The sequence below is a fragment of the Paraburkholderia sp. RL17-347-BIC-D genome (assembly GCF_046027915.1).
Classification (GTDB): domain Bacteria; phylum Pseudomonadota; class Gammaproteobacteria; order Burkholderiales; family Burkholderiaceae; genus Paraburkholderia.
The window spans coordinates 32,877-53,665 of record NZ_JARESS010000048.1; the positions used below are offsets into that span (position 1 = coordinate 32,877).

Below are 20,789 nucleotides of genomic sequence, written 5' to 3' on the forward strand. Positions count from 1 at the left end.
GTTTGACGAGCGTGAATTGGCGCGCCGGCACCCTTGGCCTCACACCGTTCGACTTCGGATTCCACCATGCATCAGTATGATCCTGGCCCGCTTCGGCGGCCCGCGCGCGCGCGCCTTGCCGCCGACGTCCATTACGGCCGCCGCATCGCGCAACGCTGGATCGGTGCGGCCGCGATCGTCGCGTCCTGCAGTCTGCTGGCAGCCTGCGGAGGCGGCGGCAGCGGTACGGGCGGCACGAATGGCACAACGGTGTCGTCGACGAGTTCGGCCACCGGCAGCGCCACGAACTCCAGTAACGCCGGTAATTCCGGCAACTCGACCGGTTCGACGAACTCGTCCGGTTCGGGCAATTCATCGACGAATACCAATTCCGGCTCGAGCACCACGCCGACGATCTCGACGGCGCGCGCCTTGCCGGCGTCGCCGGTCTGGGCCGTCTATTACGGCCAGGGCAGCGCGATCAGCATCGCCCACGCGGCGGCCACGTTCAAGCTGATCGTGATCGACGCGGATCCCGGCAACGGCACGCCCGCCTTCTCGGCCGCGCAGATCGCCGCGTTGAAGGCGAATGGCGCGAAGGTGCTCAGCTACCTGAATTTCGGTGCCTGCGAGAAATCGCGCACTTACTGGAACACGGTCCCGTCCGGCTTCATGTCGTGCGGCGCGAATACCTCGGCGCAAGTCAGCAGATATTCGGGCTTCCAGGAATACTGGATGAATCCCGCCAACGCCGACTATCAGAACCTGATCGTCAACTACGTCGCGCCGCGTCTCGCGGCTACCGGTGTCGACGGATTCATGCTGGATAACTTCGAAATCGTCGGCCACGGCGCGAATGCGTCTACGGCCCCATGCGATGCAGCCTGCGCGCAAGGTGGCCTCGATCTCGTCAAGCGACTGCGCGACCGCTATCCGGATCTGGCGATGGTGCCGAATGCGGCGCCCGTGCAGGCCATCGGCGGGACGACGGGCGGTGTATCGTTTCCGTGGCTGATCGACGGTGTAATCGCGGAACAGGTGTTCTTGCCGTCGACGAGCACGTCAGTCGTGCAGTTGTTGAAGTCATGGCAAAGCACCGAGCAGAATCTCGGTCGCAGCGCTTTCTTCGTGGGATCGCTCGACTATACGTCGTCATGCACGGCGACTTCGACCGCGCAAACCGCGTGGACGGCGGCGCAGCAAACGGGCTTCAGTCCTTCGATCTCGACTGTGTCGCTTGATAGTATCTGCTGGTGGTCGTTCCTGCCTGTGGGTAGTTAGAAGCGACAGCCAGAAACGGGCGACGTTGCCCGAACAACATGAAAGAGGAACCGGCTTTGTCCGAGCACGAGCACGATCACGACCGACGTTTCACCTTGCGCGCGCTGCTGCGTCGTGTCAGCCGGTTCGCGCGCATGGCCGCGCTCGGCGCGCTGGCTTCGGTGGCGCACGCGCAGAGCGCAGCGGACGCGCCGGCGGGACCGTCGGTGGCGCTGTATTACGGCGCGAATCCTCCCGTCGAAGAACTGGCCGCATTCGATGTCGTGGTGGTCGACCCCGACGCGCACTTTGATCCGCGCGCTCACGCGAAGGCGCATCCGGCGTGGTTCGCGTATGTGAGCGTCGGCGAGGTGAACCCGCATCGCGCGTATTACAGCGCCATGCCGTCCGCGTGGCTGCCGGGCGTCAACGAAGCGTGGGCCTCGCACGTGATCGATCAGACGGCCGCCGAATGGCCGGCGTTTTTCGTCGACAAGGTGATCTCGCCGTTATGGAAAAAAGGCTATCGGGGCTTTTTCCTCGACACGCTCGACTCCTACCATCTGATCGCCAAAACCGATGCCGCGCGAGCCGCGCAGGAAGCTGGACTGGTGCGCGTCATCCGCGCGATCAAGAAGCGTTATCCGAAGGCGAAGCTGATCTTCAACCGCGGGTTCGAGGTATTGCCGCAGATCCATGATCTCGCCTACATGGTGGCGTTCGAATCGCTGTACCGCGGTTGGGATGCCGGCAAGCAGCGTTATACGGAAGTGCCGCAGGCCGATCGCGACTGGCTGCTGATGCAGGCGGCGACCATCCGCGATCGATACAAGCTGCCGGTGCTGTCCATCGACTATTGCCCGCCCGCCGACGACACGTGCGCAACCGCCACCGCGGCACGGATTACGCAAGCCGGCTTCGTGCCCTACGTCACCGACGGCGGACTCGCGACCGTCGGCGTGGGCGCGGCCGGGACCGGCAATGAGCGGCCGTGACACTCGAATTGAATAACTATAAAAGGGAATTTCGCATGGACTTGAAAGGCACGATTCTGGTAACCGGTGGCGCGGGCTTTATCGGCTCGCATACCTGTGTCGAATTGCTGAATGGCGGCTACGACGTGGTCGTGGTCGACAACCTGGTGAACAGCAACCGTGAGTCGCTCAAACGCGTCGAGCAGATCACGGGCAAGCGCGTGGCGTTCTACGAAACGGATTCGCGCGATGAAGCGGCGTTGCAACGCATTTTCGACACGCACGCGGTGACTGGCGCGATTCACTTCGCGGCGCTCAAAGCGGTCGGCGAATCGGTCTCGAAGCCGATCGAGTACTACGACAACAATCTCGGCAGTCTGCTCACGCTGCTCTCGGTCATGCGCGCGCGCGATGTGAAGCAGTTGGTGTTCAGTTCGTCGGCCACGGTGTACGGTGTGCCGAAGACCTCGCCGATCGACGAATCGTTTCCGCTGTCCGCCACCAATCCGTATGGACAAACGAAGCTGATCGCCGAACAGATCCTGCGCGATCTGGAAGTATCCGATCCGTCCTGGCGCATCGCCACGCTGCGTTATTTCAATCCGGTCGGCGCGCACGAGAGCGGTCTGATTGGCGAAGACCCGGGCGGCGTGCCGAACAACCTGATGCCGTATGTCGCGCAAGTCGCCGTCGGCAAGCTGGAGAAGCTGCGCGTGTTCGGTGGCGACTACGACACGCCGGATGGCACTGGCGTGCGTGACTACATCCACGTGGTGGATCTCGCGCGCGGACACCTTGCCGCGCTCGACGCGCTGGTCGAGCGCGATGCGAGCTTCGTCGTGAATCTCGGCACGGGGCAAGGCTATAGCGTGCTGGACGTGGTGCGCTCGTTCGAAAAGGCGTCGGGCAAGCCGGTGCCTTATGAAATCGTCGCGCGCCGTCCGGGCGACGTCGCGTCCTGTTTCGCCGATCCGGCCGCGGCGGAAAAGCTGCTCGGCTGGCGCGCGCAATACGGCATCGAACGCATGTGCGCCGACCATTGGCGCTGGCAATCGACCAATCCCGCCGGTTACGCCTGAAGCTCGACTCGATTCGGGGCGGCTCGCCTCATCCGATACAACATCACGTGGGAAAGCAAATTTATGTGTGGCATTGTCGGCGCGGTAGCGCAACGTAACATCGTCCCGGTTCTGATCGAAGGACTGCGGCGTCTGGAATATCGCGGTTACGACTCGTGCGGTGTCGCCGTGCTGGCCGAAGCCGGCCCGCGCCGCGCGCGCAGCACGGCGCGCGTCGCGGACCTCGACGCGCAGGCACGCGAGACGCATCTCGAAGGCGGCACGGGCGTCGCGCACACGCGTTGGGCGACGCACGGCGCGCCGGTCACGGACAACGCGCATCCGATTTTCTCGAACGACGAGTTGGCGTTGGTGCATAACGGCATCATCGAAAACTACGAGCCGTTGCGCGAGATGTTGCGCGCGAAGGGTTACGTGTTCGTTTCGCAAACCGACACCGAAGTGGTCGCGCATCTCGTGCATAGCCTGTATCGCGGCGATCTGTTCGAGGCGGTTCGCGAAGCCGTGAAGCAGCTGGACGGCGCGTACGCGATCGCGGTCGAGCACAAGGCGCATCCGCATCTGGTGGTGGGCGCGCGGCAAGGTTCGCCGCTCGTCGTCGGCATCGGCGAAGGCGAGAATTTTCTCGCGTCGGATGCGCTGGCTTTGGCCGGCGAGACCGAGCGCTTCATCTTCCTGGAAGAGGGCGATGTGTGCGAGCTGACGCTCGAGCGCGTGCGGGTCGTGAGCCGCGACGGCGCCGACGTAGCGCGCGAAGTGCGCACGGTGGCCGCGTATGGCGGCGGCGTGGAACTCGGCCCGTACCGGCATTTCATGCAGAAGGAAATCTTCGAGCAGCCGCGTGCGATCGCCGACACGGTGCCGCAAGGCGAGTCGCTCGATGCGTCGCTATTCGGTGAAGCGGCCGCCGCCGTGTTTGCGGATATCGACAGTCTGTTGATTCTCGCGTGCGGCACCAGCTATTACTCGGGACTGACGGCTAAATACTGGCTCGAATCGATCGCGAAGATTCCCACTCAGGTCGAAATTGCCAGCGAATACCGCTACCGCGATTCTGTGCCGAATCTGAAGGCGCTGGTGGTCGTGATTTCCCAGTCCGGCGAAACGGCCGACACGCTCGCTGCGTTGAAGCATGCGCAGTCGCTTGGGCATCAGCACACGCTGTCGGTCTGCAACGTGGCGACGAGCGCGATGGTGCGGCTGACGTCGCTGTCGTTTCATACGCATGCGGGCCGCGAAATCGGCGTGGCGTCGACCAAGGCGTTCACCACGCAACTGGTCGGCCTGTTCGTGCTTGCCGCGACGCTGGGCAAAATCCGCGGCACGGTGAGCCCGGAACAGGAAGCCGACTATGTGCGCCAGTTGCGCCATCTGCCGGCCGCGTTGAACGCGGTGCTGGCGCTAGAGCCGCAGATCATCGCGTGGTCGGAGAAGTTCTCGGGCAAGGAAAGCGCGCTGTTCCTCGGACGCGGTTCGCACTATCCGATCGCACTCGAAGGCGCGCTCAAGCTCAAGGAGATTTCCTATATTCACGCGGAGGCTTATCCCGCCGGTGAGTTGAAACACGGCCCGCTGGCGCTCGTCACCGATGCGATGCCGGTCGTGACGATCGCGCCGAACGATGCGCTGCTGGAGAAGCTGAAGTCGAATCTCCAGGAAGTGAAGGCGCGCGGCGGCGAGCTTTATGTGTTTGCGGATGCGGACACGCGGATTGGCAGTGAGCCGGGGATTCACGTGATCAGAATGCCGGAGCACTATGGGCCGTTGTCGCCGCTTTTGCATGTAGTGCCGTTGCAATTGCTCGCTTACCACACGGCGTGCGCGCGTGGGACGGACGTCGATAAGCCGAGGAACCTGGCGAAGTCGGTTACGGTGGAGTGAAGGGTTAGCGGCGGGGTAGTCGGCGGCGGCGGCTCCCCGTCGGCTTTGCTGTTGAATGGTTGCCTTCCAAAGCTTGCTCAGAGCTTTGATCAGCGTTCACGAACCGCACGGCGACCGCATTCTCCTCCTCCTTACTCCTTGGCGTCATGACCCGAGCGCATGCTGTTCGGTGCGACGATCATTGGATTGCGCAAAGACCTGTATGGATGTACAGTATCCGGCATGGGATTTCGTTGCGCCGCCGTGATTGTGGCGGCGTGATCGATGGCGCATAGGGAGAGGACATGTTTCGATTTTTGGGCTTGGGCGCTCTGCTGTTCGCGGTGGCTTCGACGGCCATGGCCGGCGCACACTACGTCGAAGTCTGGAACCCGCCGGAAGCACGAGCGAGCATGCCGCATCGCGCGGTCGTTGCCCATCGACCTGCCGGTGGTCGGCACATCGTTCCTCATGCCGTGAAAGCCCGCGCGCGGCCTGCATCGGCGCCAGTTGCCAGGTTCGTCGCGAAAACGGACCGGCGGGAAAACGTGCCTGTTCATGCGCCGGACATGTCGGAGATTCCGCGGCAGATCACGCCCGAGGGCAATGTGTTGCGGGTGGATTCGCGCGGCATGACGGTTGAGGTGACGCGCTGATGGAGTCCCAGACCTATCACGGCTACACCGTCTGGGGGCACGCCATCTTGCAGCAGGAGGACATCTTGCAGCCCGAACGCTACGCCGCTAGCGGGACCATTACGCTCGCCGGCAAGCTGATCGAAGCGTCGGGCATTCTCGCCCACTTCGATACTGAGGAAGAAGCGCAACGCGCAGGCCTCGAGTGGGCGCGTGCCTGGATCGATAGCCACGGGTGACCGGCAAAAAAAAGTCGGCGATAGCCGGCTTGAATGGTCCTGGTTTTCCGAGGCTTCCAGAACCTGAGAGAAGGTGAGGGCTGCGTCTGACGGTCACTGAGACAACGTCGCAAACGCACGACGCACCCTCAAGTCAAGATGCTGCGACTGCTTCGATTAAGAGACGCTTAAGCAGGCGTGGAGCGGCTGCATGAGCGTTGAGATCCCCGAACCGCTAGTGAGCCAGAATCTTCACTTCGCCGCACGAGCGGCCGTGATAATAGCCGCGGCAACTTCAGTCGGCTGCGACAGCATCGCAACGTGGCTCGCATTGACCTTGACCAGCGTGGCGCCGATCTGTTGCGCCATCGCGGCCTGCAAGGGCGCGGGGATCATGCGGTCCTTCTCCGTCAGCACGTACCACGACGGCTTGCTGTGCCACGCCGCGCTCGCCACCTTGTCGTCCGAGCAACCGGCAAACCAGGGGCCTTGTGTGGCCGCTACGATACGGGCCTGGGCCGGCGGGAGGTCCTGCGCGAAGTCCTTGATGATCCCGTCTGTCGACAGCGTCAGATAACCGGCGGAGTCCTTCTGCAACTCCGTCGCCCATGAAGGCGCGGGCTTGCCTTTGAGGATGTCGTTGATCGACTGACCGCTATCCGGGGCAAACGCCGCGACATAGACGAGGGCCTTGACCTTGTCGTCGTTGCCTGCCTGAGAGATCACCGCACCGGCCCACGAGTGGCCCACCAGAATGACGGGCCCGTTCTGTTGTTCAATGACGCGTTGCGTCGCCGCTGCATCGTCGTCGAGTGATTTGAGGGGGTTTTGCACCGCCACCACGTGCAGACCTTTTGCCTCCAGGAGCGGAATCACTTTGTTCCAGCTCGAACCGTCGGCGAATGCTCCGTGCACCAGGACGACGTTTTTGCCTTTCAGATCGCCGTTCGGCGCGGCGGCGCTTGCCGGCGTGACAGCGGCCAGCGACAGCAAGCCTCCCAGCATCAACGTGGCAGCCAGGCACTTTTTCAGCAAGGTATTCATAATGTTCATCCTCTTCGTCAATTTCGTTGGGTAAGAAACAACTTGCGGATTGGAGGATGCGCCGATCGGCCGATTTCCTGTATCGGTCGAATGACCGAGCCGGCACAGTCCGGCTGGACGCGCGAGTACTGACAACAAGGTCGAAAGCTATGCATGACGTTTCTGCAATCCGGGTGCTGGACGCAGTCAAGGCCCTCGCGTTCATTGGCGACCTCAGCATGGGGCAGCCTACCGACCATTCGCCGCGCACCGCCTGGCTGGCGGCGCGACTCGCCGCCGAGGCCGGTCTGGACGGCACGCAATGCGACGTAGTCAAGGAAGTGTCCCTTCTGAGGTGGTCCGGCTGCACGGCAAACGCGGCCGGTTTTTCTGACTGGCTCGGCGACGACATCGGCGGCCGCGCGGCCATGCTTGCCATGCGGCCGGACTGGACCGGGACCGGCGAGTCGCCGGCGCAAGTGGGCGCCGCGATCACGCCGCTCGCCCAGATACACTGCGAGGTCTCGGGCGAGGTGGCTCGTATGCTCGGGCTCACTCTTGCGACTCAGGAGGCGCTTCGACGTATTTTCGAAAGTTGGGACGGCGGAGGTTTTCCTGACCATCGGCCGGGGCGCGATGTACCCGCCGCGGTGTTCATCGTCGCCGTGTCGGGGGATCTCGAGATTCTGAGCCGGGTCTATGGTATCGAGCGCGCGCAGATGCTGATCGCGCAGAAGGCCGGCCGGCAATACCCGTTGGAATTGGCACAGCTGGCCTCGGCTCGGGCGGCCGCGTGGATCGAGGAACTCGGGGATTCGATCGCGCAGCGGCGTGACGAGTCGGGCTGCACGCAAGCGCTGCAACTGGTCAGCGCGCCGGAGATCGTCGCCGACGTGATCGACCTGAAGCTGCCGTGGATGACCGGCTATTCGCGGCGAGTAGCGGAGACGGCCGGTGTCTGCTGCGCGCATTTAGGCCTGAGCGACGATGCGCGGCGCTGCACGTACACGGCGGGGCTGCTCCATGGCATGGGACGCATGGCGGTCCCCAACGCCATCTGGAATACGGCGGGCGAGCTTTCTCCGGCAGCATGGGAAAAGGTTCGCCTCGTGCCCTACTGGACCGCGCGTGCGGGCAAACAGATCGAGGGTCTTGCTCGCGAGTCGGAGATCGCTTCTTTCGCGTACGAGCGTCTCGATGGTTCGGGCTATTTCCGCAGCAGCGCCGGCGATGCAATTGGACGCGAAGCGCGGGTGCTTGCGGTTGCTGCCGCCTGGGTGGCGCTGCGCTCAGCGCGCCCCTGGAGGCCGGCATTTTCGCCGGAGCAGTCCGCGGCGCTGCTCAACGAGCAGGCGCGGGCGGGGCGTTTCGATACAGAGGCGGTCGAGGCAACCGTTTCCTCGGAACTCGGCGATGGTCCCGCATTCGGCGAACGTGCGCGCAATCCGAAAGCAGGGTTGTTGTCGCCGCGAGAAGCGGAAGTGCTAAAACACATCAGCCTGGGGGCGAGCAACAAGGAAGTCGCCCGCATTCTTGAACTGAGCCCCAGTACCGTGCGCACGCATGTGGAAAGCGTCTTTCGCAAGCTCGAATGTTCTACCCGTGCCGCGGCCACGTTGAAGGCTTCCGCGCTCGGGTGCATCTAGGTGGGTGAGCTGCGTACGGGTTTGCAGTGGCGCGGACACCCGTACTTTCTAAAGTTTTTGTTTTCCGGCAACACCACCTGACGGCAACCGCGCTGGCGGCGCTCACCGAAACTGCGTCACCGCGAGCAGCAGCACCATGCTGCCGATCGCCCCATCCAGCACGCGCCATGCTGTCGCCCGCTTGAAGAGCGGCGCGAGCGCCCGTGCGCCGTAGCCCAATCCGATAAACCAGATTCCGCTGACCGCCATCGCGCCCAGCGCAAAAGCGATCCGCGCGCCTTCGGGTTCGCGTGCGCCGGCCGTGCCGATCAATAGGAACGTGTCGAGATAGACGTGCGGATTGAGCCACGTGAAGGCGAGCGTCATCAGAATGATCGGCACGGCGCGCTGCACGGGCGCCGCGCTGACGTCCCCGCCTTCCAGTACCGCATGCCCAGGCCGCACCGCGCGGCGCAACGCGCTGATCCCGAACCACGCAAGATAGGCAAGCCCGACATACAGCATGGCGTGAACGAACACAGGATAGCGCTCGACCAATACCGATGCGCCGCCGACGCCCGCGCCGATCAGAAGGCAGTCCGACAACGCGCACAGCGCGACGATCTTGCCGACATGCGAGCGCATGATGCCCTGACGCAGCACGAAGGCGTTTTGCGCGCCGATCGTCACGATCAGGGAGGCGCACAAGGCGGCGCCGTGAGAAAAAGACAGCCAATTCATAATCGATCCAGTAGACGGGAGAAGCGAACGAGGCTAGTCTGCGGGTTTGCTGCTCATAAGAGAAGCTAATTCGCTTAATGCCGATTAAGGAACGCTAATGCTCGACTATGCGTTGCTCGATGCGCTGGCCGCCGTGGTGCGCCACGGTTCGTTCGACCGTGCCTCCAGCGAACTGAATGTGACACCGTCCGCGGTATCGCAACGGGTCAAACTGCTGGAAGAGCGCGTGGGCAGCGTGCTGGTGAAGCGCGGCCAGCCCTGTGTCGCGACCACCTCGGGCGCGCTGCTGTGCCGCCACACCGAACGCGTGCAATTGCTCGAAGCGGAGCTGACCGGCCGCCTGCCGGCGCTGCCCGGCGCGCTGGTCGAACCGTGGCCGGCGCTGCGCGTGGCCGTCAACGACGACAGCGTCGGCACCTGGTTTATCGACGCCGTCGCGCAATTCTGCGTCGAGCGGGAGATGCTGCTCGATCTGGTGATCGACGATCAGGACCACACCGCGCAGCGGATTCGCGACGGTAGCGTGCAAGGCGCGGTCACCACGCAAGCCGAGCCCGTGCAGGGTTGCCGCTCCACGCGTCTTGGGCGGATGCGTTATCTGGCGGTCTGTTCACCGGAGTTTCTCGCACGTCACTTTGCCGACGGCGTCACGCGCGAGAGTTTGCGGCGTACGCCGTGCGTCGACTTCAATCCCAAGGACCAGTTGCAAAAGCGCTTCATGCGCCGCATCACGCGCGCGGACATTGATCCGCCGTTGCATTGGATTCCGCACGTCGCCGGTTTTTTGCGCGCCTGCGTCACGGGCCTCGGCTGGGGCATGTGCCCGGAGCGCATGATCGCCCCGCATCTGGCCAGCGGCGAACTGGTGGAGATCGCACCCGGCAAGCATATCGATGTCGATCTCTACTGGCAGAGCTGGCGTTTATCGATCGACTGGCTCGACGACTTCGGCGCGGTGTTACGTAAGCGGGCAACCGAGTTTTTGGACTGAACATCCGCAATGCATAATCAGGCGGCTGGCCAGTGCCGGTACTCGATCCGCACACTGCTGGTCCGCGCATCCGCCATGAAACTGTCGATCACGCGCCGCACGTCGTAGTCAATATGATCGGCCTGGGTCGCGTCGAGAATCAAGGTCGCGCCCGGCGGAATCTGCCCGAGATAACGTTTCAGTTGCGGCGTGCAGAAGAAGCTCGCGTTCTTGCGCAAGGTCAGCACGTAGTGATCGCCGTCGCGCGTGAAGCTCATCGCGCGATGCAGGTTGCGTTCGACAACAAGTACCACGCTCAGCGCGAAGCCGATCGCAATGCCGCTCAGCAGATCCGTCAACAGCACCCCGGCGATGGTGCCGATGAACGGCACGAACTGACTGCGTCCGGCGCGGCCCATTGCGACGAACAGCTGCGGCTTCGCGAGTTTGTAGCCGGTGTGGATCAGGATCGCCGCGAGGCTGGCGAGCGGAATCATATTGATCACGCTGGTCAGCGTGAGCGTGGCGATCAGCAGCACGAGGCCGTGTGTCATGCACGAAACACGGCTGCGGGCACCCGCATGCACGTTGGCCGCGCTGCGCACGACCACGGCGGTGAGCGGCAGCGCGCCGATCAGACCGGCAAGCAGGTTGCCGACGCCTTGCGCCTTCAGTTCACGGTCGGGCGGCGCTCTGTGATGCGCGGGATCGATCTGTTCAAGCGCTTCGAGACTCAGCAAGGTTTCCAGACTCGCGACGATCGCGATCACCACGGCCACGCGCCACACAGCGGGGTCGAGCCGATGCGCGAAGCCGGGAAACGTGAGCGCGTCGCGAAACGCATCCCATGATCCGAGCGCGGGCATCGCCACACGTTGCACGGACGCGATCGCGTTGCCCGGTGCGAGAGAGTCGGAGAATCCCGCGACCGCGATGCCGATCAACACCACCACAAGCGGCGCGGGAGCCGCGCGTACGAGCCGCCAGCGCTGCAACGTTGGCGTGTTCCACGCCACGAGTATGGCGATCGACGCGATCGCGAGGAGCGGCATGACCACGGAGATGCCGTCGCCACTGATGCCCGCGGCCAGCGGCAACTGGTTGGCGATCAGCAGAATGCCGATCGAGGCAAGCATGCCGTTGATCACCGGCACCGGCACATAGCTCGCCAGCCGTCCGGCGCGTAGAAAGCCCAGCATGATCTGCAAGGCGCCCGCGATCACGAGTGCGCTCAGAAACGCGGCGAAGCTGCCGAGCGTGGCCAGCGCATTGACGACAATCACGACGAGCCCGGCAGCCGGTCCGCTCACGCTCAGCCGTGAGCCGCTCAGCAACGCGACCACAAGGCCGCCGATCACGCCGGCCAGAATGCCGGCGAACGGCGCGACGCCGGAAGCCTGCGCGATGCCCAGGCATAGCGGCAACGCGATCAGGAAAACGGTGATGCCCGCGAGCAGGTCGCTGCGCCATGCATACGGGCGAGACGCGGGGCTGCTGTTGACTTCAGGTTGTTCAGAGGTGGATGGAATCATCGTAAAGCTTGCCTCGAAGCTGGGGAGTCGAAAAAAACGCCGCGCTTATCGGCGGCGTTTGTCGTGCGCGGTTACAGCAGCGCGGGCGATTGGGACGAGTCGGTCTCCTCGCGCGTATTGCGACTGGTTGGTGCAGTGGCAGTCAGCCCATCGCGGCTTCGGTGGCTGCGTTGCGGTTCGCGGTCCAGGGTGTGTCGGTCAATGTTTTCAGACGCCCTTCGAGCATCGAGAAAATCCAGCCGTGAATCTGCACGGGACGTCGCGCGCTTTGAATCAACGGCATGGCGTGCAGCGCCTGAACCTGTGCCAGCACATTGAGTTCGGCGAGCCGATCCACGCGTGCCTCGAAGCTCGGCAGCTCGCGCAATTCGGTGGTGTGCAGCGCGCACAGCCGGCGAATTCCCCCAATGCGCCGATTGACGTTCGGCAGTTCGGGCACGGGTGGCCGCAGCGCCGCCTGCACGCCGCCGCAGCAGTGATGGCCGCAGACGATCACATGCTCCACCTGCAGTGCGGTGACCGCGTATTCGAGCACGCTCGTGAGGTTGTCGTCGTTGTCGGCGACGAGATTCGCGATATTGCGATGCACGAAGATCTCGCCGGGCATCGCCCGCGTAATCGCTTCCGGCACGCGGCTGTCGGAGCAACCGATCCACAGCACGTTCGGTTGCTGATTGCTGGCGAGGCGCCGGAAATACGCAGGATCACGGTTGTTGATTTCGTCGGACCAGGCGAGGTTTTCGACGAGCATGCGTTTCGGGTATGTCATGAACGAGCTTCCGTTGATGCGACGATCGCGTTGTGAATTGCATCTGTATCTGTTGCCGAACGAGTGTCAGTCGTTCTCGGCCCAGTAGCGTTGCATGGCTGCATGGCGGGCTTTATTCGCGTCGATGCTCCGTTGACTCGGCGGATAGTCGGCCTCGGTGTTGGGAATGAGACCTTGCCGCTGAGCCTCGATTAACTCCTGACGCACCTGTTCGCGGGATTTCCCCATCTGTTGCGGCTGGCCCGCGAGGGTGCCTTGTGGTTGCGAGGTGAAGGTGGGAATGCTGTTGTTGTCGTTTGCTACGGCGGTGGTGGCGAGTGTGCTCAGAATCAGGGCGGCCAGGGCAGTTGCGTAGTGTTTCATCGAGTCCTCTGCAAGTTGATTGGGATGTCTGATCAATGTTGATCAGACAGGGACATTGTGCATAGCAGGGGATGAGACCGTGGTGATCGCCGCATGATAGTTTTGTCATCGTGCGGGCGTGTGCCTGGCTCAACTGATCGGCGGATGCTTCGGGAAGCGCAAGCTGAACGTGGTGCGCACGTGCGGCACGCTTTCCACGCTGCATTCGCCGTGATGTTCGTCCATGATCGACTTGACGATGGCAAGTCCGAGGCCCGTGCCGCTTGCCGAGTTGTGCCGCGATGGATCGACCCGGTAAAAACGGTCGAAGATGCGCTCCAGATGCGGTCGCGCGATGCCGGCGCCGGTGTCCGACACCGAGACGTGCGCATAGCGGCTGCGTTCCGCGCACTGCACGTCGACGGTGCTGCCGCGCGGTGCGTGGGTCAACGCGTTCGAAATCAGGTTGCTGAGCGCCCGCTGCACCATCAGCACATCGCCTTCGAAACGCGCATTGCCCAATACGACGATTTCGACGCCGGCATCCGCCGCCATGATTTCGTAGTAGCCGGCAATGCGCAGCGCCTCGCTGCGCCCGTCGACACATTGCAGCGTCAAGCGGTGGCGAATGCTGTCCGCCCGCGCGAGAAACAGCATGCTGTCGATAAGACGCGCGAGGCGCTGGAATTCGTCCACGCTCGATTCGATCACGCCGCGGTATTCGTCGGCGGAACGCGGTTGCGAGAGTGCCACTTGCGCTTCAGCCAGCAGATTCGTGAGGGGAGTCCGCATGTCATGCGCAAGGTCGGATGAAAATTGCGTGAGACGCGTGAACGATTCATGCAGGCGCGCCAGCATGCGGTTGAAGGCACGGCTCAGTTCCTTCAGTTCGCCAGGCATGTCGCGCTCGGGCAATGGTTCCGCAAGATGGCTGCTGGAGATCTGCTCGGCGCGCGCCGTCAAACGAGCCAGCGGCCGCAGTCCGAAACGGGCGATCGACCACGCAAGCAGTGCATTCACCAGCGTCCCCGTCACGATGACGACCAGCACGTTGAGTGCGTAGGCGCGCAGTAACGCGCGTTCGCCGCTCGCGTCGTATTGCACGACCACGCGCACTTGTGTGCCGGATGGGTCGCCGAGCAGCGCCATTGCCACCAGAAAGCGCAGCGGCAGTTTCTCGATCGACACGCGCACGGGTGCGAGGCCAGCGCGGACGGTCATGGTCTCCGCATTCGGCCAGTAGCCGTTGGTGCGAATGAGCGGTGCGCTGCGCGAATCGAACAGCGCAATATCCAGGTTCTGATGTCCGTATAGCTGGTTGTGCCACGTCTCACGATCAGCGCTGACCGCCTGGATGCTGGGCATGGTGTGCAGGCGCAATTGCAGCGCGGCGAGCGTGGTGGTCATCTCGCGCGCCGACGCGGCTTCGATGCGCGTTTTCAGGCCGTGATACAGCAGTACGCCATTGAATATGAGTAGCAGCGAAGTCGAAAGGGCGAAGAGTATTGACAGCCTCGCACGCAAGGTGCGCGGCACGAGCCGCGCGGGCGGCCTGAAGCGCAGCGTTGACGCGCGCAGGCGCACCGCCGCGAGTAGACGTCGGATCATGACTGCGATGGGCCGCGCTCTTCCAGTACGTAACCCATGCCGCGCACGGTGTGAATCAGCTTGGGCTCGTAATTGTCGTCGACCTTCGCGCGCAGGCGGCGGATCGCGGCGTCGACGACGTTCGTGTCGCTGTCGAAGTTCATGTCCCACACCTGGGAGGCGATCGTCGAACGCGGCAGAATTTCACCCTGACGACGCATCAGCAGCCATAACAACGCGAATTCCTTGGCCGTGAGCAGGATCATGTCGCCGTGGCGCGTGGCCTTGCGGCGCGTCAGGTCGAGCACCAGATTGGCGACTTGCAGGGAAGCCGCGTCGCGCGTTTGCCCACGTCGCAGAATCGAGCGCACACGGGCCAGCAGTTCGGCGAAGTCGAACGGCTTGACGAGATAGTCGTCGCCACCCATGTTGAGGCCGCGCACTTTGTCGTCCACCTCGTCGCGCGCGGTGAGCAGCAGGACCGAAGTCGAATGGGTGCGGCGCAGGTTTTTCAGCACCGTCCAGCCGTCCTGGCCGGGCAGCATGACGTCGAGGACGATCAGGTCGTAGTCCTCCGTCAACGCGCGGTGCTGGCCGGTCACGCCGTCTTCCACCCAGTCGACGATAAAGCCCGCTTCGGTCAAACCTTTGCGAAGATACGTGCCGGTTTTGATTTCGTCCTCGACGATCAGGATACGCATGATTTTCTCTCAGTGCCGCGGGTCAGCGGCCGATGCGTGCATTGGGCGCGCATGACGTGGAGGCATTGGCTGCATCGAGCCCGTGATCGACTGCAGGCAGCGAACTGGAAGTCCGCGGCATGGTGCGAGTCATCGCGGAAAACACCTCGAGCGAGAGCAGGCCTCGCGTGAATAACGGCCCGTCCTGGACAGTTGACTTTGCATATGCGGAGGGGCAGGCTGGTTCGCCGCCGTCGAACAGCCCGTCAGGCTGAATCCACCAGAACGCCAGCGAACTGAGTGCAATGACGAGCAGCGCGGCTCCCAGAGAGACCGGATGATCGATGCGGAGCCGTTCCCAGCGTGCCGGGACGCTTGCACTGAAATGCGTGATGCGCATCGTCAGACTTCGCATTCGTTGAAAGTGCCGCATACGGGTCAATTTGAAGATAGAACGGGTCCATCGTACGGATACCTGATCGATGCGAACATGAACGCAACATGACAATTCCGTCATATATTTTGCGTGCATGTTTTATTGCGGTGCGTCGCACGCATGACAGGATCGTCATGGCACGCTCATGTTCAGGGAGCCGCTTCGATCTAGCATGGGGGCTCAATCAAACGGAATCGGAGAATAGATCGTGCGGAATGCGAAGTGGTTTGCGGGAGTCGTGCTGGGCTTTGCGTGGATGAGTGTGTCGGTGGCAAGCGACGGTGTTTCGTCGCTTGACCCAGCCACGGGGCCGCGTGTGGCTTACGAGGCGCAGGAGCAGGTGCAGCGAAAGCCGCAACAGGTGCAGGGTGGAGAAGAGCGTGCGGTGCGGAAGGCGCGGCAGGCGCCGCAAGGAAAGACCCGCGAGGAGGTGAAGCGTGAACTGGCCGTCGCGCGCGCGTCGGGTTGCATGGACGTGTCGGACAGCCAGTATCCGCAGCCGTGTCCGTTGCCGGACGGCGCGCGTTCCGTGGCGGACGCGTTTCAGATGCGCTAGGTTGAAGTAGGTGGCAAGCCGCTCACTTGCCGAACCGATCGGATCCATCGGCGCGTGAGCAGCAAAGTTTTATCTAGTGCAACCGGATCACCGGATGCACGCGTCTGCGCAACCAGTGGCTCGCCGTATCGAGCGCCATGCGCGCGAAACCGGTCAGCGTCATGACGTGCCGCCGATAGATGAGCTTGTAGACCGCAGTGGCGAGCCAGCCATCGACAAATACCGGCTGCGTCAGCAAGCTGTTGCTGAGGCTGCCTATGGTGCCTTCACGCCCGAAGCCGACCAACGTGCCGGCGTCGCGGTACACGAACTCGGGTAACGCTTCACCTGCAATCTGGCACTTCAATGCGCGCGCGAGAAACAGCGCCTGTCGATGCGCGACCTGCGCGCGCGGGGCGAGGAACGCGCCGGCGTCGTCGGCGGGGCAGGCCGCGCAGTCGCCAAGGCCGAAGATATTCGGATCGTTCGTGCATTGCAACGTGCGATTCACCTGGATCTGCGCGTTGCGATTCACCGCGATGCCGTCCAGCGTGCGCAATACCGGTGGCCCCGAGATGCCCGCTGTCCAGATCGCGATGTCGCTGGCGAGCGGGGCGCCGCCGTCGGTCAGCACGGCATCGGCGCGCACTTCGGTGACACGCGTGGCACTTAACACTTCCACGCCGAGACTGGCGAGCATCCGCTGTGCGCGCGCTGAAATCGTTTCGGACAAAGCAGGCAGCACACGTCCGCTACTTTCGATCAAACGGATGCGGAAGTCGCGCACCGGATCGAGTGAAAACGGACTGTAGCGATTCAGCAAACGCACCGTGTCGCGCAATGCGGCGGCGAGTTCGACACCCGTCGCGCCGGCACCGATGATGTTGATCGACACCGGCGTATCCGCATGCGCGGTCTGCGCCCGGCGCGCATGGTTCGCGCGCAGACAGGCATCGAGCAACTTGCGGCGGAATGCTTCCGCATGTGCGACCGATTCGAGCGGCAACGCATGCTCCGCGGCGCCGGGCACGCCGAAATACTGTGTGACGCTGCCCATGGCCAGCACCAGCGTATCGAAAGCGATTTGCCGTGCCGGCAGAATTTCGCGGCCGTCTGCATCGTGTAACGCGCTCAGCGTGATATGCCGCTCGGCGCGATCGAGCGCAGTGAGTTCACCCTGTTCGAATTCGAAGCCGTGCCGTTGCGCCTGCACCGCATATTGCAGTTGATGGGTCGCGGGATCGAGTTGACCTGAAGCGGCTTCGTGCAGCAGGGGCTTCCAGAAGTGCGTGGGCCAGCGGTCGACCAGCACTATCTGCGCGAGGCCGGCACGCCCGAGCGATTCGGACAGGCGCGTGGCGAGCCCGAGTCCACCCACACCGCCGCCGACGATCACGACCCGATGCGCCGCCGAATTGTCCATGCGTTGCGCGGATTGCGCGTGGTGCGCCCGCTGCGTTGTTGCGCTTGCCTGTTGATCGATTGCGGCCATGATCTCTATCCTCCTGACGTTATTCGTGCCGGGCCGGTGCTGGCGCCGCGCCGAGCACGATTCCAAACATTCCCCGGCTCATCTGTCAGGCCAGTATAGAATCGGCGAAAACCGCAGCACAATTTAATGTTTATACGGAACATATAGGTTTTCACTTATGTTAAAAGCCGCGACGTTTCGTCAGTTAAAGGCCTTGCATACGATTGCGAAGCTCGGCAGCGTGTCGCGTGCGGCCGAGGAATTGCGGCTCACGCAGCCGGCCGTGTCGCTACAGGTGCGGCTGCTCGAAGAGGCCGCGGGCGCGCCGCTGTTGCAGCGCGTGGGCCGTGGTGTGCAGTTGACCGCGGCCGGTGAGATCCTCGCCCGTTATGCGTTGGAAATCCTCGACCTGTGGAACGGCGCGGCCGACGATCTGGCCGCGTTGCACGGCGAGCAGGGCGGCACGCTGCGCATCGGCGCGATCACCACGGCCGAGTATCTGATCCCGCCGTTTCTGGTGCGTTTCACCGAATTGCGTCCGCAAGTGAAGGTGCAGTTCAAGGTCGGCAATCGCGCGGACATCATCCGCATGCTGGCGACGCACGAGATCGATCTCGCGGTGATGGGCAGCGCGCCGCGCGAATTGCGCACGGCGGCGACCGCGTTCGCCAAGCATCCGATGGCGTTCGTCGCCTCGCCCGCGCATGCGCTGATGAAGAAGAAGCGTTTGTCGCTCGACGATCTGCAAAGCGCGAATCTGTTCGTGCGGGAACGCGGTTCGGGCACGCGTTCGACCGTCGAGAATCTGTTTCGGCTCGCGGGCCTCAAGCTTCATATCGGCTCCGAGCTGTCGAGCAACGAGGCGATCAAGCAGTTGGTCGAGGCGGGATTGGGCATCGCGTTCCTGTCGCTGCACGCCTGTTCGCTGGAGTTTCAGGCGGGCTTGCTCGCGCTGTTGCCGATGCCCGCCAACCCGATCGAGCGCGACTGGTATGTGATGCATGTGTCGGATAAACGTCTGCCGCATGTGGCCGGGCTGTTCCGCGATTTTTTGATCGAGCACGGCATGTCGGGCGCGGTGCCGGTGCCGCTGCCGACTGTCGCTGCCGCAAAAAAACGCCGCCAGACGCGCCAGGCGGGCGGCGCGGACGCGACATAACGCGTGCGGATTCTCGCTATTCGCTTCGACGTTTGCGCTGCGCGAAGCCTGCGGGAAGTCCCTAAGCGGCCTTTCCGGGCGCCCGCAGAGCCTTGCCGGGCGGTGCTTGCCGATAACATCGCCGGCGATCGAAGTAAAGGTTGGGCGGACGATATTTTTGCCCGCGCTGATTGTCTTTACAGTGGCGTCCAGACATCTGAGAAAAGTGGACGCCGCATCCCCGTGGCGAGCCATTGTGATTGACCTGGCCGTTACAGGAGTCGGAGACAATGAGCAGCAACAGCATCACTCAAGTCGAAACATTCGGTTTCGAACGCATTCCGGATCGCTCGCGTTATGCGCGGCCAATCGATCTGTTCCGCTTGCTGTTCGGCGGTTGCAATACCTTTTCGACCTCCGTGCTCGGCAGTTTTCCGGTGCTGCTCGGTTTGTCGTTCAAGGCGGGTGTCTGGTCGATCGTGCTCGGCGTGCTGATCGGCTCATGCATTCTTGCGCCGATGAGCCTGTTCGGTCCGCGTAACGGCACCAGCGACCCGGTCTCGTCGGGCGCGCATTTCGGCATTCATGGGCGGATCGTCGGCTCGTTTCTGGCGGTGCTGACCGCGGTCGCGTTTTTCTCGCTGGCGGTGTGGAGTTCGGGCGATGCGCTCGTGGGCGGCGCGAATCATCTGCTCGGTTTGCCGGTCAACTGGATGACGCTGAGCTTCGCATATGGTCTGTTCGCGGTGCTGGTGCTGACCGTGTGCGTGTATGGTTTCCGCTTCATGCTGTGGGTCAACAAGATCGCGGTGTGGGCGGCGAGCATTCTGTTCGTCGTCGGCCTGTTCGCGTTCACCAAGTCGTTCGATGGCGCCTACGCCGGCAAGGTCGCGCTCGGCTCGGTGGGTTTCTGGCCGGCCTTCGTGAGCGCCGTGCTGGTTGCGATGAGCAATCCCGTATCGTTCGCCTGCACGCTCGGCGATTGGGCCCGCTATATTCCGGAGAACACGCCGAGAAAGCGCACGATCCTCGCGGTAATGCTTGCGCAACTGGCCACGTTCGTGCCGTTCTTCTTCGGCCTCGCCACGGCGACGATCATCGCCAGCAAGGCGCCGGATTTCATCGCGTCGAATAACTATGTGGGCGGTCTGCTGGCGATCTCGCCGAACTGGTTCTTCCTGCCGGTGTGTCTGATTGCGATCATCGGCGGCATGTCGACGGGCACGACCGCGCTGTATGGAACCGGCCTCGACATGTCGAGCATGTTTCCTAAGTTCCTGAACCGCGTGCGCGCCACGTTGCTGATCGGCAGCCTCGCCATCGGCTTCATTTTTCTCGGCCGCTTCGCCTTCAATCTGGTCGAAAGCGTGTCGACGTTCTCGGTGCTGATCAACGTCTGCAGTTGCCCGTGGATGGTGATCATGATCATCGGCTTCGTCACGCGGCGCGGTTTCTATCTGTCCGACGACTTGCAGGTGTTCAATCGCGGCGGCCGTGGCGGTCACTACTGGTTCACGCACGGCTGGAACTGGCGCGCGATGGGCGCATGGATTCCGAGCGCGGCGATCAGCCTGTGCTTCGTGAATCTGCCGGATCAGTTCGTCGGTCCGCTCGGCCAGCTCGCCGGTGGCCTCGACATCAGCATGCCGGTTTCGCTGACGCTGGCAGCCGCGTTGTATATAGCGTTGCTACAGTGCTTTCCGGAGCCCGACGGCGTGTATGGACCGCAAGGCCGCCGTTGGCTGCGCGGCGGTTCGCAGCGCAATGTAACCGTGCATCCCGTGGTGCCGGCGACTAAGCCTAAAGCAGCCACGCAGCGGCGGACGAAACCGCAACGCGCCGTGGGTGCGGAACGCGAGCGCGAGGCGGAGCTGGACACGCAGGACGCAGGTTGAAGCGCACGCCGATGTGCGCGGCTTCGTGCGGTACAAGCAA

Annotated in this window: 20 protein-coding genes; 11 read left to right on the forward strand and 9 right to left on the reverse strand. The window is 63.2% G+C overall.

Features of this window, described 5'->3' with window-relative positions:
• The first annotated feature begins 66 nt into the window (after positions 1 to 66).
• The 6 genes from P0D96_RS38115 to P0D96_RS38140 all read left to right on the forward strand — a co-directional run bounded on the left by P0D96_RS38115 (position 67) and on the right by P0D96_RS38140 (position 6,026).
• Positions 67 to 1,260 (forward strand): glycoside hydrolase family 191 protein, encoded by a 1,194-nt coding sequence (locus P0D96_RS38115; RefSeq protein WP_408318927.1) that lies wholly within the window; start codon positions 67 to 69, stop codon positions 1,258 to 1,260.
• 38 nt (positions 1,261 to 1,298) lie between these two features.
• On the forward strand, positions 1,299 to 2,234 hold the full coding sequence (locus tag P0D96_RS38120; protein ID WP_408280190.1) for an endo alpha-1,4 polygalactosaminidase: 936 nt from the start codon (positions 1,299 to 1,301) through the stop codon (positions 2,232 to 2,234).
• Between the two features lie 35 nt (positions 2,235 to 2,269).
• Complete coding sequence (gene galE / locus P0D96_RS38125; RefSeq protein ID WP_408318929.1) at positions 2,270 to 3,292, forward strand: UDP-glucose 4-epimerase GalE; 1,023 nt, start codon at positions 2,270 to 2,272, stop codon at positions 3,290 to 3,292.
• A 63-nt stretch (positions 3,293 to 3,355) separates the two neighbouring features.
• On the forward strand, positions 3,356 to 5,173 hold the full coding sequence (glmS, locus tag P0D96_RS38130) for a glutamine--fructose-6-phosphate transaminase (isomerizing) (RefSeq protein WP_408318931.1): 1,818 nt from the start codon (positions 3,356 to 3,358) through the stop codon (positions 5,171 to 5,173).
• Between the two features lie 302 nt (positions 5,174 to 5,475).
• Complete coding sequence (locus P0D96_RS38135; protein ID WP_408318933.1) at positions 5,476 to 5,808, forward strand: hypothetical protein; 333 nt, start codon at positions 5,476 to 5,478, stop codon at positions 5,806 to 5,808.
• Positions 5,808 to 6,026, forward strand: a complete 219-nt coding sequence (locus P0D96_RS38140) for a DUF6566 family protein (protein ID WP_132375102.1) — start codon at positions 5,808 to 5,810, stop codon at positions 6,024 to 6,026. The genes P0D96_RS38135 and P0D96_RS38140 overlap by 1 nt, the downstream gene beginning before the upstream one ends.
• Before the next feature lie 231 nt (positions 6,027 to 6,257).
• Here P0D96_RS38140 and P0D96_RS38145 read toward each other — a convergent pair whose 3' ends face one another.
• A complete protein-coding gene (locus P0D96_RS38145; protein ID WP_408318935.1) occupies positions 6,258 to 7,049 on the reverse strand; it encodes an alpha/beta fold hydrolase in 792 nt (263 codons plus the stop codon).
• 149 nt (positions 7,050 to 7,198) lie between these two features.
• Between P0D96_RS38145 and P0D96_RS38150 the strand changes: the two genes are divergently transcribed.
• Positions 7,199 to 8,674, forward strand: coding sequence for an HD domain-containing phosphohydrolase (locus tag P0D96_RS38150; RefSeq protein WP_408318937.1), 1,476 nt, complete (start codon positions 7,199 to 7,201; stop codon positions 8,672 to 8,674).
• 102 nt (positions 8,675 to 8,776) lie between these two features.
• Here the strand turns inward: P0D96_RS38150 and P0D96_RS38155 are convergent, their stop codons facing one another.
• Positions 8,777 to 9,394 carry a LysE/ArgO family amino acid transporter gene (locus P0D96_RS38155; protein ID WP_132375099.1) on the reverse strand — a complete coding sequence of 206 codons (618 nt, stop codon included), beginning with the start codon at positions 9,392 to 9,394 and terminating at the stop codon, positions 8,777 to 8,779.
• 97 nt (positions 9,395 to 9,491) lie between these two features.
• On the opposite strand from P0D96_RS38155, the gene P0D96_RS38160 reads away from it, so the two are divergent.
• Entirely contained in the window at positions 9,492 to 10,385 is an 894-nt protein-coding gene (locus tag P0D96_RS38160) for a LysR family transcriptional regulator ArgP (RefSeq protein WP_408318939.1), read from the forward strand.
• A 17-nt stretch (positions 10,386 to 10,402) separates the two neighbouring features.
• On the opposite strand, the gene P0D96_RS38165 is transcribed toward P0D96_RS38160, so the two are convergent.
• The 6 genes from P0D96_RS38165 to P0D96_RS38190 form a co-directional block, all read right to left on the reverse strand.
• On the reverse strand, positions 10,403 to 11,896 hold the full coding sequence (locus P0D96_RS38165; RefSeq protein ID WP_408318941.1) for a SulP family inorganic anion transporter: 1,494 nt from the start codon (positions 11,894 to 11,896) through the stop codon (positions 10,403 to 10,405).
• A gap of 142 nt (positions 11,897 to 12,038) precedes the next feature.
• Positions 12,039 to 12,665, reverse strand: coding sequence for a carbonic anhydrase (locus tag P0D96_RS38170; RefSeq protein WP_408181471.1), 627 nt, complete (start codon positions 12,663 to 12,665; stop codon positions 12,039 to 12,041).
• Between the two features lie 66 nt (positions 12,666 to 12,731).
• Positions 12,732 to 13,028 carry a DUF4148 domain-containing protein gene (locus P0D96_RS38175; RefSeq protein WP_408181473.1) on the reverse strand — a complete coding sequence of 99 codons (297 nt, stop codon included), beginning with the start codon at positions 13,026 to 13,028 and terminating at the stop codon, positions 12,732 to 12,734.
• 129 nt (positions 13,029 to 13,157) lie between these two features.
• Positions 13,158 to 14,615, reverse strand: a complete 1,458-nt coding sequence (locus P0D96_RS38180) for a heavy metal sensor histidine kinase (protein ID WP_408318944.1) — start codon at positions 14,613 to 14,615, stop codon at positions 13,158 to 13,160.
• Positions 14,612 to 15,295, reverse strand: coding sequence for a heavy metal response regulator transcription factor IrlR (gene irlR, locus P0D96_RS38185; protein WP_132375094.1), 684 nt, complete (start codon positions 15,293 to 15,295; stop codon positions 14,612 to 14,614). The genes P0D96_RS38180 and irlR overlap by 4 nt, the downstream gene beginning before the upstream one ends.
• Positions 15,296 to 15,317: 22 nt before the next feature.
• Positions 15,318 to 15,674, reverse strand: a complete 357-nt coding sequence (locus tag P0D96_RS38190; protein WP_408318945.1) for a hypothetical protein — start codon at positions 15,672 to 15,674, stop codon at positions 15,318 to 15,320.
• A gap of 244 nt (positions 15,675 to 15,918) precedes the next feature.
• On the opposite strand from P0D96_RS38190, the gene P0D96_RS38195 reads away from it, so the two are divergent.
• On the forward strand, positions 15,919 to 16,266 hold the full coding sequence (locus P0D96_RS38195) for a DUF4148 domain-containing protein (protein WP_408181478.1): 348 nt from the start codon (positions 15,919 to 15,921) through the stop codon (positions 16,264 to 16,266).
• Positions 16,267 to 16,339: 73 nt separating this feature from the next.
• Here P0D96_RS38195 and P0D96_RS38200 read toward each other — a convergent pair whose 3' ends face one another.
• A complete protein-coding gene (locus P0D96_RS38200) occupies positions 16,340 to 17,668 on the reverse strand; it encodes an NAD(P)/FAD-dependent oxidoreductase (RefSeq protein ID WP_408318957.1) in 1,329 nt (442 codons plus the stop codon).
• Positions 17,669 to 17,894: 226 nt separating this feature from the next.
• Here P0D96_RS38200 and P0D96_RS38205 point away from each other — a divergent pair, with 226 nt between their 5' ends.
• On the forward strand, positions 17,895 to 18,875 hold the full coding sequence (locus tag P0D96_RS38205; RefSeq protein ID WP_408318947.1) for a LysR family transcriptional regulator: 981 nt from the start codon (positions 17,895 to 17,897) through the stop codon (positions 18,873 to 18,875).
• Positions 18,876 to 19,144: 269 nt separating this feature from the next.
• A complete protein-coding gene (locus tag P0D96_RS38210; protein ID WP_408318949.1) occupies positions 19,145 to 20,749 on the forward strand; it encodes a purine-cytosine permease family protein in 1,605 nt (534 codons plus the stop codon).
• Positions 20,750 to 20,789: the final 40 nt, after the last annotated feature.

Excerpts from the sequence above, each read along its gene's own strand:
- P0D96_RS38115 (WP_408318927.1), top strand. The coding sequence starts at position 67 with ATGCATCAGTATGATCCTGGCCCGCTTCGGCGGCCCGCGCGCGCGCGC.
- P0D96_RS38120 (WP_408280190.1), top strand. The coding sequence starts at position 1,299 with ATGAAAGAGGAACCGGCTTTGTCCGAGCACGAGCACGATCACGACCGA.
- galE (WP_408318929.1), top strand. The coding sequence starts at position 2,270 with ATGGACTTGAAAGGCACGATTCTGGTAACCGGTGGCGCGGGCTTTATC.
- glmS (WP_408318931.1), top strand. The coding sequence starts at position 3,356 with ATGTGTGGCATTGTCGGCGCGGTAGCGCAACGTAACATCGTCCCGGTT.
- P0D96_RS38140 (WP_132375102.1), top strand. The coding sequence starts at position 5,808 with ATGGAGTCCCAGACCTATCACGGCTACACCGTCTGGGGGCACGCCATC.
- P0D96_RS38145 (WP_408318935.1), bottom strand. The coding sequence starts at position 7,049 with ATGAATACCTTGCTGAAAAAGTGCCTGGCTGCCACGTTGATGCTGGGA.
- P0D96_RS38150 (WP_408318937.1), top strand. The coding sequence starts at position 7,199 with ATGCATGACGTTTCTGCAATCCGGGTGCTGGACGCAGTCAAGGCCCTC.
- P0D96_RS38155 (WP_132375099.1), bottom strand. The coding sequence starts at position 9,394 with ATGAATTGGCTGTCTTTTTCTCACGGCGCCGCCTTGTGCGCCTCCCTG.
- P0D96_RS38160 (WP_408318939.1), top strand. The coding sequence starts at position 9,492 with ATGCTCGACTATGCGTTGCTCGATGCGCTGGCCGCCGTGGTGCGCCAC.
- P0D96_RS38165 (WP_408318941.1), bottom strand. The coding sequence starts at position 11,896 with ATGATTCCATCCACCTCTGAACAACCTGAAGTCAACAGCAGCCCCGCG.
- P0D96_RS38170 (WP_408181471.1), bottom strand. The coding sequence starts at position 12,665 with ATGACATACCCGAAACGCATGCTCGTCGAAAACCTCGCCTGGTCCGAC.
- P0D96_RS38175 (WP_408181473.1), bottom strand. The coding sequence starts at position 13,028 with ATGAAACACTACGCAACTGCCCTGGCCGCCCTGATTCTGAGCACACTC.
- P0D96_RS38180 (WP_408318944.1), bottom strand. The coding sequence starts at position 14,615 with ATGATCCGACGTCTACTCGCGGCGGTGCGCCTGCGCGCGTCAACGCTG.
- irlR (WP_132375094.1), bottom strand. The coding sequence starts at position 15,295 with ATGCGTATCCTGATCGTCGAGGACGAAATCAAAACCGGCACGTATCTT.
- P0D96_RS38190 (WP_408318945.1), bottom strand. The coding sequence starts at position 15,674 with ATGCGCATCACGCATTTCAGTGCAAGCGTCCCGGCACGCTGGGAACGG.
- P0D96_RS38200 (WP_408318957.1), bottom strand. The coding sequence starts at position 17,668 with ATGGACAATTCGGCGGCGCATCGGGTCGTGATCGTCGGCGGCGGTGTG.
- P0D96_RS38205 (WP_408318947.1), top strand. The coding sequence starts at position 17,895 with ATGTTAAAAGCCGCGACGTTTCGTCAGTTAAAGGCCTTGCATACGATT.
- P0D96_RS38210 (WP_408318949.1), top strand. The coding sequence starts at position 19,145 with ATGAGCAGCAACAGCATCACTCAAGTCGAAACATTCGGTTTCGAACGC.